At 61.7% G+C, this 13,117-nt stretch carries 6 protein-coding genes; all 6 read right to left on the bottom strand.

The annotated features are described in order from the left end of the window. Positions 1-72 precede the first annotated feature (72 nt). The 6 genes from DYST_RS01675 to DYST_RS23915 all read right to left on the bottom strand — a co-directional run bounded on the left by DYST_RS01675 (position 73) and on the right by DYST_RS23915 (position 13,038). Positions 73-612, bottom strand: a complete 540-nt coding sequence (locus DYST_RS01675; protein WP_239949562.1) for a paraquat-inducible protein A — start codon at positions 610-612, stop codon at positions 73-75. 179 nt (positions 613-791) lie between these two features. Then, positions 792-1,457 (bottom strand): DUF3313 domain-containing protein, encoded by a 666-nt coding sequence (locus DYST_RS01670; RefSeq protein ID WP_239949560.1) that lies wholly within the window; start codon positions 1,455-1,457, stop codon positions 792-794. Between the two features lie 199 nt (positions 1,458-1,656). Next, positions 1,657-2,838, bottom strand: coding sequence for an ATP-binding protein (locus DYST_RS01665; protein ID WP_239949558.1), 1,182 nt, complete (start codon positions 2,836-2,838; stop codon positions 1,657-1,659). Continuing rightward, positions 2,835-3,497 (bottom strand): response regulator transcription factor, encoded by a 663-nt coding sequence (locus tag DYST_RS01660; RefSeq protein ID WP_102304750.1) that lies wholly within the window; start codon positions 3,495-3,497, stop codon positions 2,835-2,837. Before DYST_RS01660 ends, DYST_RS01665 begins: the two co-directional genes overlap by 4 nt. Positions 3,498-3,878: 381 nt before the next feature. Continuing rightward, complete coding sequence (locus tag DYST_RS01655; RefSeq protein WP_239949556.1) at positions 3,879-6,497, bottom strand: autotransporter outer membrane beta-barrel domain-containing protein; 2,619 nt, start codon at positions 6,495-6,497, stop codon at positions 3,879-3,881. Beyond that, positions 6,472-13,038 carry an autotransporter-associated beta strand repeat-containing protein gene (locus DYST_RS23915; RefSeq protein ID WP_275666911.1) on the bottom strand — a complete coding sequence of 2,189 codons (6,567 nt, stop codon included), beginning with the start codon at positions 13,036-13,038 and terminating at the stop codon, positions 6,472-6,474. The genes DYST_RS01655 and DYST_RS23915 overlap by 26 nt, the downstream gene beginning before the upstream one ends. Positions 13,039-13,117: the final 79 nt, after the last annotated feature.

The following is a 13,117-nucleotide window of genomic DNA, read 5'->3' as shown; positions in this document are numbered from 1 at the left end:
GATCCAGCGCCAACTCACTCGCACGACCAGAAAAGCCCACCATGTGCGGGGCGCACGGCGTCATACGCATCATCACAACGCACCCGCCAGAACGTTCCTCGCTTTCGCATCAGTGACGTTCCACAGCCAGCGCACGTCGCGTTTGGTGGCCAGTGCTGCCAGACACACCGAGCCGAGCATGGTCCAGCTACCTGCACCCAGCGACACCTGGGCCATGCTGGACAGCTTGATGCACGCAATGACCACGCCGAGAAACGCTACCTCAGCCATGCTCCAAGGCTGGACGACTTGCAGAAACCGCATGAGTGGACGAAATCCCGGCGCCCTTTTTCCGTGCCAGGCAAAGACCAGGATCCATCCAAGCAAGACCATCTGCAGAAAGGGAGCAATGATGGCGACGACCGTGGCTGGCAGCGCAAAAGGTATCCAGATGCCTTGCGCCAGCGAGGTCGTTGCCTGCCAGAGAGTCACGTCGCTCTGGAAGTTCTGCACTCCGATGCTGATCACCGGAAAGGTATTGGCGAGCACGAACAGGATGGCCGTTGCCAGCGTCAGCGCAAGCCACTTGTCGACGGATGGATGTACCGAGCGCCAGACGATCGCGTCACACACGCAGCATCGTGCCACTTGGCCGTGCGTTAGTACCGGGCGTCGGTAAACCGCATCGCAACGCGTACATACAACGACGCTAGATAGAGCTTTCATGGGGACCGGCGCTTGCCATGGCTATGGCCGTGGGGACGAATCATGGGCAGGGGCCGGCTATCGACGCCTCGCCCGGATGACATCACTTACTGGAGACCCGCAAGCAGGCCATCCGCACCCTTGTCGATGCCGCGCCGGGAGGCACCCAGCTTCCCGAAGGTCGCCTTCATGTTCATCGCATTGGGATACTGCTTGTCGACGTACGCCTTCAGAAGGCGACCGGTGGAGGCGTCGTAGACTTCGACGGCATAGCTCACCGAGCCGGTCATCAGACCCTCCCTTCCACGAATGGCCTGTACAGCGTTGATCGGCGTACCGCCGACATCCATGCGCGTGAAAGTGGACAAGAACGCCGTCGTTCCCTTGGCGCCAGTGAGCGTTGCGCGAATACGCAATGTGCCGCTGGTGGGTGTGGAGACCAACGCATAGCGCTGGCGCAGCTTGTCTTGAAACTGCTGCTGCATGTAGCTGGCAAGTTCCTGGCGGTCCTGCTCAGTGATCTTCGTGTCGAACTGATTGTCCGAGCCGCGATAGATGGCAACGGGATCCATGATGAAACTGTCGTAGTGCTTCCAGTCCACGTTGGTGCTGTAGGCATACGGTTCGTGGCCGCGCCGGGCCTGATCGTTGGGGCGCAGATAGCTCGATGAATCGATGCCGGCATAAGGCTTGGGCTGCGTCGATGCGCAACCGGCCAATGCAACGCTGGCACCGATGAAGAAAAAGCACGTCGCTTTGTAAGTGATACGCATGGTCCGTTCCTGATTCTGTGGCGGCATGGTGGTAGCCGCGCGGGATCGATAGGCAAGGGAAACGCAGTCCGCGCTGCTCCTTGTCGACCATGCTAGGGAACGGTTTTTAGGAATTGATTAGGGTAGTGATGGCAGGATGCGTATCAAACCAAACCGGCAGACAACGACGCCGCACCATGCCAATGGGTGGCACGGCCCCTCAATCGCGGCCGGATCCGGTGTGTGGGAAGAGGATACGAATGCTGAAACCTCTGCCATCCCTGCCCTGTCCGGTTTCGACGCGGGCATCGTGGAGTTCGGCGATGGCGGCGACCAGCGAAAGACCGATGCCGCTCCCGCGCGCAACACTGTCCGATGCGCGGTAGAAGCGCGCGAAGATCGCTGCGTGCTCATCCCCAGGCACGCCAGGTCCGTCGTCGCGAACCTCAAGCGAGGGATGACGCACCTTGTCCCGCATCACATCGCCACAGACGATTTCCACCGTACCGGCATCGCGACCATGCCGGATCGCGTTGTCCACCAGGTTGCGGATAAGAATGCCCATCTCATCGACATCGCACCTTGCCATGCACGAAGTACCCGACAGAAGCAGGCGTGTGCCACGGCTATCGGCCTGCACGCTGAATTCGCTGATCACGTGACCGGCGAGTTCCAGCAGGTCGGTGTCGTGCAAACCCGTCGAATGGAGCCCTGCATCTAGCCGCGCCAGGTCGAGCAACTGTTCGGCGAGGCGATGCGTTCGATGCGAGATGCCCAGCAGTTTGCGCAGCGCATCGTCCTTCCCTTGCAGCGCCTCTGCACGCAACGCCACTTCGGCCTGGACATGCAATGCCGCCAGAGGCGTACGCAACTCATGCGCTGCATCGGCGATGAACTGACGTTCCGCACGCATAGCCGTGTCTACGCGTGCCAATAGCGAATTGAAGGCCAGGATGAGCGGCCTAAGTTCATCCGGCACCTGTTTGACCGATAACGGTTCGGAGTCAAATGCCTTGCGTCGGGCGAGATTTTCCGACAGCGAGCGCAAGGGTCGCAGCGAGGCAACCACCGCCCACCACATGAGGATGCCTACGATGGCCAGTTCGACGGTGTTGAGGACCATCGCGGTGAGTAAGCCGCCAGGCTCGCTGGGCACGGGCTGCGCCGAGCTGGTCGGCATCTGCTTTCCCTCAGGCAATCTAGTCGCGACGTCGTCCTGCTTTCGCACCCAGTCGTCGGGCAAGGCCTTGACCAGGGTATCGCCCAGCGAGGACAGACCCGAACGCCACGACGTGGAAGGCCCCGCGTGCAGATAGGAGATGTACATCGCAATGGAGATGCCCCACGCCAGGGCAATGACTAGACCGAGTGCAGCGAGCATGCGCCATTGCAGCGATTTCAAGGCGCGCCTCCGATGGTGTAGCCATGGCCATGAACCGTGGCGATCACGTCGTCACCCAGCTTTCGCCGCAACTGATGCACGAAGACGGATACCGTGTTGCTTCCCACCGCGGCGCGATCGCCATAGATCGCACGCTCAAGATCGTCACGCGTCACCACATGACCGACGCGTTTCAACAGTGCCAGGAGCATCTGATATTCATGGGCACTGAGGGCCACATGTTCACCGGCGCGCGTGACTCGCCGCTTGATCGGGTCCAGCACCACTTCGCCGTGGCGGAGCACGGGAACGACCTGCCCTTCGCTGCGTCGTGTGACGGCACGGACACGCGCAAGCAACTCGTCCAACTGAAATGGCTTGACCAGATAGTCGTCGGCACCTGCATCCAGGCCACGGATGCGGTCGCTCAACTGACCACGCGCGGTAAGGACAATGACGGGAATGGTGTCGTAGCGTTCGCGGAGAAAACGCAACACCGTCAGGCCGGAATCACCTGGCAAACCAATGTCGAGCAGGATCGCCGCATAGGCATGATCCACCAGCGCTGCTTTCGCAGCGCCCGCATTGCCGACATGATCAATGTCCCACGCGTGCTGCCGCACGCCATCGCAGATGGCTTCGGCGAGCATCGTATCGTCCTCGACCAGCAACAGATTCACGGGCAACGCTCTTTGGGAAACGGGTTTCGGGACAGAGAGCATGAGCTGCGCGGATTAGGATTTCATTAATGCCGCGAATATCCATTAATTCACTGATATTAAATAACATTTAGGCGGAGGCCAGGATAATACTCTAAGCCCAATAAGGAACCGCGATGGAGACCTTTTCAAAGTAGAACGATCGACGACTGGTTGACGATTGTGGTCAATCCTCGACCAGTGCGCTACCTCACGAACATCGTCGAGACGAGCGAGCAGATGCTGATCCAGCACCGGCTCGCGAAAACTACGATTGCAGCGAACGCCCAACGCATGCCGCCATCGGCTGCTGAATTGATGGTCGCAGAACGGGGCCATCCATGGCCCCTTCGTTTCCTAAACTCAGAAGTGCTTGGTGAAGCCGAACGTCAATGCGTTGTCATGCATATGGCTGGCGAACATACCCTGGTAATCCAGGTACACGTTCCACGACGCACCCGCTTCTGCCGTGATGCGCGCACCCACGGTACCCAGCCCACGACCCAGCGCGACACCCGGCTGTGCGAACACCGTGCCGTCTTCAGAAGTCATCTGCACCGTCGGCGAACTGTTGCTGCGCGTGTTGTAGCGATAGCCCACGTTGAACTGCGGGACATAGGTGATGTCCTGGAAGCGGAACGTGTTTGTGAACGACACCGCGGCATACGGTTGCAATGTGTTAGCCGTGCTCCGTGAACCCTGCACCGTAAAGGCCGGTGCCAGCGGGTTATTGCTGGGCAGGTTTTCATCAAAGCCGTCCAAGCTCTGGTGCTGATACAGCGCACCGAGTTTGGGCACCACCTGCCACGACACGAGCTGCATCGGCCAGGCGGCCTGTACACCGGCGGAGGTCGCATTGCCATCCGGGTTGGCCACGGCATGACCGATCCCGGTTTCACGCGACACACGGTAGCTGTTGTGGGCCACATCGGCGGTGGCCGAGAGTACCAGCGGGCCAGCATCGGCAAAGGCATACACGCCCGCGTGAGCCTGCTGCACGCGACCGCTACCGCCCAGCGGATCGGTGGCGTTGGTCTGCCCCACACCCGCTTCCACACCGAGATGAATCACATCGCCGACCGCCCGATCAGCCCCCGCCAGCAAACCAAAGCCGGTGGCGTTCACACCGCTCGATCCATCCACGGAGAGGCTCGACCCGGTGGACTGCATCCACAACCCATCCTGGCAGGCCGACGAAGATGCGTTCTGTACCTGACACGACGGTGCACGACTCAGCAACGAGGCATCCAGCACCGAGCTCAAATTTCGCTGAGCGGTGAGGTTCTGGGTCAGCAACAGGTTGCCGTACAGGCCCGCATCACGCGGAGCCACACGCACCGGCGAGGTGGGAGTTGTCGGCGGCGTCGCGGTCGTTGTCAGCACAAGGTTGGCCTGCGTACCGGTATAGGTCACCTGCGCGGGGCCCGTGCCAGTGCTGTTCACTGTCGCAAAAGTACCGCTGACGTTTTTTGCCTGCACCAGGGTGTAGGTGCTGTTGCTATAGGTACCCGGCGCGTAGATCAGATCCAGCGTGCCCGCCAGGCTAGCCGTGCCGTTGACCACCAGCTGCGATGCCTGGGTCGGTGTCAGGTCGATCTGCAAGGTGCCGTCGGCGTTCTGCGTGTAGTTGCCATTGATGGTCAACACACCCATGGAGCCGCCCGGCCACACCGTGCCATCGCTGGTGACATTGCCGTCGATGGTGCCGTGACCGCGCAGGGTGCCGCCAGTATTGACGGTGACATTACCGCCCCAGACCGCAGTGGCGTGCTCGGCATCACCCACTTCCAGCGTGCCCGCATCGACCGTCGCCACACCGGTGGCGGTGTTGATGCCATTGAGGATCAGCGTGCCACTGCCTTGCTTGACTACGGAACCGCCCGAGCCGGACAACACACCAGCGAACGTCGTGTTGTTCGACGTACCCAGCGTCAGCGTCTTGGCACCCAGATTGACGCTACCCGCACCGGTGAGGTCACCGATCGTTGTGCCCGAGCCGCTGATACCGGCGATATCGAAGATACCGCTGGCGTTCACCGTCATGGTGCTGGTTGCGCCCAGCGCAGCGTTACCCGTCAGGGACAACGTGCCCTGATCGATGCTCCATGCGCTCACGGCCGTAGTGGTGCCGGTCAGCGACCAGAGGCTGCTGCCGGTTTTCTCGAACACGTTGAAGCCCTGGTATTGCGCACTGCTGCCGACGGCGCCGAGCTGCGCCAGATCGAAGCTATTGCCACCGGTCGCATTGGTGCTGCCACCCAACGCCAGAGTGTCACCACCGTGCGTAGCGCCGCTGCGGCTGACTACGTTGCCGGTAATGATCGAGCCCGCTTCGATCACCAACGTGTTACCACCGCCAGAGAAGTCAATGGCATCGACTTGAGTACCGGTACTTACCGCAGCGCCGGTAGCCGCAGAAACAGGAACGGAGGCCACTACGAACGCCGGACCGGTGGGATGAGTTACGGAAACAACACCTGCCTTGCCGCCACTAATCGTGCCGGCGTTGATCACCATGGCGTTACCTGTAGCGATGATGCCTACGCCGCCAGCGCCCACGTTGCTGCTAGTGGAGCTCTCGCTGCCGTTGCCGCCAACAACGCTACCGTTGTTGGTCAAGGTGAAGCCCGAACCGCTGATGCCGGTGCCACCGTTGCCGCCGAGACCATTGGTACCGACAGGCGTACCGCCACCAGCCACGCCGATGGCACCGCCATTACCTCCGGCAATGGTCCCGCCGCTGCTATTGATAACGGCAAAGCCTGTACCGCTTACGCCGGAACCACCCGCGCCGCTGTTACCCCCATTGCCACCGTTACCGCCGTTGGCGCCAAAACGGCCCAGCCCGCCAGCACCGCCCTCGCCACCGCTAATCGCTGCGCTGTTGGTAAGGGTAAAACCGGTGCCGTCTACGCCAGAGCCGCCGTTACCACCGGTGCCACCGTTACCGCCATTGCTACGGGTGGTGCCCCCCCTGTGCATTGACACCCGTTCCGCCCTGACCGCCCACGCCACCCGTTATGGCTCCGCTGTTAGTGAGGCTGGTACCCGTACCAATGACATTCACACCCGCGCCGCCGTCGCTGCCGTTGCCACCCATGCCAGGCGCAGCAGATTCCTTATTAACGTCGTCACCGTATTGGCCACCGCTGCCTTCGCCACCGGTGATCGTTCCACTTGAGTTATTCGTGAGCGCAAAACTCGAGCCGCTTATACCGGCGCCACCCGCGCTGCTACCGTTGGCGGCGTTACTGCTATTGCTATAACCGCTATAACCGCCGCTACCGCCAGTGATGGCTCCGCTATTGGTAACCGTGAAACTTGAACCGCTGATGCCCGCACCAGCGAGGCCGGCCGCACCATGGCCAGCATTCGAGCCAGCGTAGCCGCCAGTGATCGACGCATTCGCGTTGTTGGTCACGGTGAAGCCGGTGCCGCTCACGCCCGCGCCGCCGTTTCCAGCGTTACCGCCCTTATCTCTGCTGTTCCAGGCATTGTCGCCACCCGAGCCGCCGCCATTACCGTTGATGGCCCCGTTGTTGGTAAGGACGAATCCCGTACCGCTCACACCCGCGCCGCCGTTACCGCCTTTACCACCGTTACCAACGCTGGTGCCGTTGCTGCCACCAAAACCACCGTAGCCACCATAGCCACCCTGGATGGTTCCGAAGTTGGTAAGCGCGAAGCCCGTACCACTCACACCCGCACCACCATTACCGCCGTTACCACCGTTGCCTCCGGCTCCTGGGGCACCACCGGTACCACCAGCGCCACCATTGCCACCGGTACCGCCAGACCCACCCTGGCTACCGTTGATATCGCCATTGTTGGTAAGGGATGCGTTCTGACCCAGACTGACGCCCACTCCTCCCATGCCACCGTCACCACCGATACCGCCAGCGCCTCCCGCAGCGGCCTTCGTGCCCACGGCATTACCACCGATACCGCCAGCCCCACCGGCACCACCAGCGCCACCGATACCGCCATAGATGATCTGATTATTGGTGAGTGCCGCACCCGCCAGCAGAAGCGCGCCGGCACCACCCTGACCGCCGCTGGCGCCGGCATAACCAGCAAAGCCAGCAAAGCCCTCGGCGGAGTTAAGCTGGCCTGGATTGCCCATCGGCGTGCCCACGCCACCCGCACCGCCCTGACCACCGAGCAGGTTGCCAGCATTAGTGGCCACGATCGGCGATGCGCCCAGAATCAGGGCTGTGCCACCCGCGCCACCATTACCAGCCGCACCGGTGGGGCCATTGCCTGACGACGCATTTCCACCAGCGCCACCGGTGCCGCCAATGATCGTCGTGTAGCTGGCATTGTCGAAGGTCGCGTTGCTGCCCATGCTCACGCCGACACCGCCCTGCCCACCGGCACCACTGGTGCCCGCCGACATCAAAGCGCCTGACTGCGAATCGGTGGGGGGCGTAAATCCACCCACGCCACCGACCCCACCCGTGCCACCGGCGCCGCCGCTCACGGAACCCGTGTTGGTGAAACTGGCGTTGTCGCCCAAGCCGGCACCGACACCACCGTTACCGCCCGCTCCGCCAGCACCACCGATGCTGAGTGCGGTCGAGTCAGTAAGCAGCCCATTGCCAATGCCACCGCTGCCACCCTGACCACCATTGCCGCCATTGATGTTGCCGGCATTCGCCACAACGACCGTACTGCCACTGACACCCATACCACCCGCGCCACCGTTGCCGCCGGCGACGGCAATACCTGCGCTACCGCCCTGTCCACCTGCACCACCAGAGGCCTGACCGTTCAGGGTGTTGGTGAATTTCGTTCCGCTGGCCAGGGCTACACCGGTGCCACCATTCGTTGCGGTGGTTTCCATTGATGTGCCGTCACTACCACTCGTGCCGACGAGGATGGAATAGCCCGAAGACTTGTTTCCATTGCCAAGCACCAGCGCGCCGGCCGCAACCGTGGCCCCGCCGTTCAGCGCCCCCATGCCGGCCAGGGTCAGGCTGCCGCTGCCCTGTTGGGTCAGGCTACCGCTGCCGCTAATTCCACCCGTAAAGATCACGTTGTCGCTGTGATCGAACACGAGGGAGCCGTTATCAATGATGTTGCCAACCATGGAACCGGTCGTACCGCCATTACCGATTTGTAGCGTGCCGTCGCTGATCGTGGTGCCGCCGGTATACGTATTGGTGCCGGTAAGAACCAGCGTGCCGTAACCGGACTTGGTAAGACCGGCGCTGCCAGCCAACGCGTTGTTGATGACCGCCACATCGCTGGCGCTGACCGCGGTGCCATCACCCACATTGATGATGGGCGCGACTCCATTAGTGCCGACGAGCGTCAGCGCACTGCCGTTCATCACATAACCATTGGTGAAGAACTGCATGCCGCTGGCGCTCACCGCACCAGCGCTGTTATCGACGGTAACCGTGCCGGCCGCGCCCGCAAATAAAGCGAAACCCGGTTGTGGCGACATCGGTGCCGACACATCGGCATTGGCATCGGTCCAGTTCGGCGATATCGCAGACCAGGTGCCGTTGCCACCGCCCATCTGTGTCGACGAAGCGAGACCATTGCCGTTCCAGAAATTCAACACCATCGATCCGGTGTTGAGCAGATTGATCTGGTGGTCGCCGGTCAACGTCAGAACAGAAAGCGCGGCTCCCGACGGTTCGTTGCCGATCGTAAGACCACCATTCGTCTCCGTCAGCGTACCGCTGTACTTGAGGATGCTATACATCCCTGGCCCCATGTTGGCGGCGCCGCTGACGTTGACGGTGGCGCCATTAAGAGCAAGGTTACCCGTCACGTTCACGCTGTCGCCGCTGCCCGGCATAGACAGGGTAGCGCCTGGAGTGCCAACCCCTATGTTGAGGGCACTGCCTTGCTGCATGGTCAGATTGCCGCCTACGTTCAGCGCGCCCACGACCATCGTCGTCACGCTCTGATCACCCGGAGCGAGCGTGCCGCCACCCTCAATCGTGACGTTGCCGCCGATCGTGCCATAGCCACCCACGGTGGCAGCCGATTTCACATCGACATTGCCGCCGACGCTGCCATCGACAGTCAGCGTGCCGGCGTTAACCGCGATATCGCCGGTGTAAGCGCTGTTATTACTGGTCAACGTTTCGTGGCCCCCGGCCAGCGCGAGACTGCCGCTGCCGCTGAACGAACCACTAAACCTATCGCCCGCATTGGCCAAGGTAAGCGCCTTCGACCCGAGATTTACTACACCAGCACCACTCAACGAATTGATCGAAGCGCCACCGGCCACGTTGCTGATATCGAACGTGCCGTTGTTGATCACGCTACTCGACGTGGCGATGCTGCCAGCGCCGCTGAGTGCCAACGTACCGTTGTTGATCAATGTACTGCCGGTGTAGGTGTTGATGCCTGCAAGGATCAGCGTGCCGCCGCCATTCTCGACCAACGAACCCGTGCCGCTCACCACACCGCCGACGGAGAAACTCGTACCAGCATCCGTTATAAACGTGCCACCGGACACACCCAATATGACGGCACGGTTGGATGTACCGTTTGCGGTCGTCTCCAGCGCACCGCCGTTCAAGGTCAACCTGCTCCAACCGAGGCTGGTGTCTGCGGAAATAGTCAACGTACCGGCGTTGACCGTTGTACCGCCGGTGTAGGTGCTATTGGTGCCGGTCAACGTCTCGTGGCCGCCGGCCAGCGTGAGGCCACCGGTTCCGATGATCGAACCGCTGAACGTATCGCCCGCATGGGTCAAGGTCAGCGTCTGCGACCCAAGATTCAATACACCAGCACCGCTCAACGAATTGATCGAAGCGCCACTGGTCGTGTTGCTGATATCGAACGTGCCGTTGTTGATCACGCCACTCGACGTAGCGATGCTGCCAGCGCCGCTAAGTGCCAACACACTTGCGTTGATCGTTGTGCTGCCGGTGTAGGTGTTGGTACCCGCAAGAGTCAGTGCGCCGCCGCCATTCTCGACCAACGCCCCCGTACCGCTGACCACACCGCCGACAGAGAAACTCGTACCAGCATCCGTTGTAAAAGTGCCACCGGACGCACCCAGTATGACGCCACGGCTGGATGTGCCGTTCGCGGTCGTTTCCAGCGCACCGCCGTTCAGCGTCAACGTGCCGCTACCTAAGCTGGCGTCTGCGGCAATACTCAACGTGCCGGCATTGATCGTCGTACCACCAGCGTAGGTGCTGCTGGTGCCGGTCAACGTCTCGTGCCCTCCGGCCAGCGTGAGGCCGCCAGTTCCGATGATCGAACCGCTGAACGTATCGCCTGCGTTGGTCAGGGTCAGCGTCTTCCCACCGAGATTTACCGCGCCAGTACCGCTCAACGATTGGATCGACGTGCCGCCGGTGGTCATGTTGCTGATATCGAGCGTGCCGTTGTCGATCACGCTGCTCGACGTGGCGATGCTGCCGCTGCTGCTTTGGAGATACAGCGTGCCGCCGCTGATGGTTGTGCTGCCGGTATAGAGGTTGGCGCCGTTCAAATACTGGTTGCCCGATGCCAGCGTGAGGCCGCCTGTGCCAGAGATCTGACCAGAAAATCCAGAGCCATTGAGCAAGGTCAGCGTCTGCGACCCGAGAATCACATTACCCAACCCGGTCAACGAATTGATCGAAACGCCGCTGCTGGTCGTGTTGCTGATATCGAACCAGCCGCTGTTGATCACACTGCTCAAGGTGGAGATGCTGCCACTGCCGCTGAGTAACAACCGCGAGTTGCCGCTGATCGTTGTACTGCCGGTGTAGGTGTTGTTACCGGTCAAAAACTCGGTGCTATTGGTCAGCGTGAGGCCGCCGGTGCCAGTGATCGAACCACTGAACGCATCGCCCTGCGCGTTGGTCAGGTTCAGCATTCTCGCCCCGAGATTCACCGTACCACCACCGCCCAGCGACTTAATCCAAGCGCCACTGACTGCGCCGCTGATATCGAACGTGCCGTTGTTGAACACACCACTCGACGTAGCGATGCTGCCGGCGCCGCTGAGTGCCAACACGCCAGCGCCGATGGTTGTGCCACCGGTGTAGGTGTTGATGCCCGTAAGCGTCAGTGTGCCGCGGTCATTCTCGACCAATGCCCCCGTACCGCTCACCACACCGCCAACGGTGAAGTTCGTACCAGCATCCGTTGTAAAAGTGCCGCCGGATGTACCCAGTATGACGCCACGGTAGGATGTGCCGTTTGCGGTCGTTTCCAGCGCACCGCCGTTCAACGTCAACGTGCCCGTGCCGAGACCGAGGCTGGCGTCAGCGGAAATAGCCAACGTGCCCGCGTTGATGGTCCACGGCGTGAGCCCGGTCGCCGTGCCCGTCAGGGTCCAGGTGCTCGCACCGTTTTTCTGAAAGTTATTGAAGCCTTGGTACTGGGCTGCGCTGCCAACGGAGCCTATCTCCGCAGCGTTGAAGGAATTGCCGTTGCTTGCATTGCTATCGCCGCCGAGCACCAACGTATCGCCACCGTTGGCGCTACCGCTGGTGCTGACCACGTGGCCGCTGATCTGGGAGTTCGCTTGAATTTCCAGCGTATTGCTGCCACCACTGAAGTCGATGGCGTCCGCCTGTGCACCGCTACCGCCATTCGCAACGCCACCTTGGATCACGCCGCTATTGGCGATGTAGTCGTTGCCGGTGCCGATGAGGCCCACACCGCCTGCGCCGCCAGCACCATTCACACCACCGCCGGTAGCCGCGCCACCCGTGCCACCCCTGCCACCACTAATGACGGCGTTATTGGTCAGTGAGATGCTATGGCCAAGGCTGACACCGACGCCGCCAGCGCCACCCGAGCCACCCGAATAACCGTTACCACCATTGCCGCCATTGCCGCCTTGGAATGACACTCCCAGGCTGGCCGCAGGTGACGAGCCCGTCGTGAACTGGGCTCCAAAGCCGCCGGCGCCGCCACCACCGCCGCCGCTGACCACGACGCCATTACCACCGCCTCCACCGGCGCCACCCACGTAGGTGCCCGTTGTAGTGATCGTGGCTCCGTTCCCGAAAAAACCCACACCACCGCCGCCGCCACCGCCGCCACCGCCGGTGCTGGGATTTGAGGCTTGATATGCACCGTTGCCCCCCGAACCACCCGCGCCACCCGTGTGCGTCGCACCAGCAGTAATGGTTCCGCTTCCAGCGCTGCCTGCTGCACCTCCCCCACTGCTGCTCAAACCGCCGTTGCCACCAGCGGCACCTGCACCGCCACCGCCACCGCCACCGTAATAACCGCTGCTACCACCAGCGCCATTCGCTCCGGCAACACCAACGGCGCCGGTGCTACTGCCGCCGATGCCACCAACAACATTGCCACCAACGCCGCCGCCATTGCCCCCTGCAATCTGCGTCTGCGCCGCAGCGTTTACAGGCGCTATCGCTGAGACAACACTCAGCAAGGCCGCTGCACAAGCGATCGCCAGCGCACGACGCGGACCGGTCGGCGAAGAGGATTCACCTTGAGTACTGTTGTCCGAGCAGGAATGCGCAAGCTCGGAAGCAACCTGCAGTACACGCAACGAGCGATTCCAAACCAGACGGTAAATACGGTTCATTGAAAAGATCCCCTGTTTAAAGACCTAGCGAGACGTGCTCGCTCGAAAAAATGGCGCACGAAGTCCTAGGGCACGGCGA

The organism is Dyella terrae, from assembly GCF_022394535.1.
Taxonomy (GTDB): domain Bacteria; phylum Pseudomonadota; class Gammaproteobacteria; order Xanthomonadales; family Rhodanobacteraceae; genus Dyella.
Note: the sequence above shows the minus strand (reverse complement) of the source record. Positions and strands in the feature narration are given on the sequence as shown.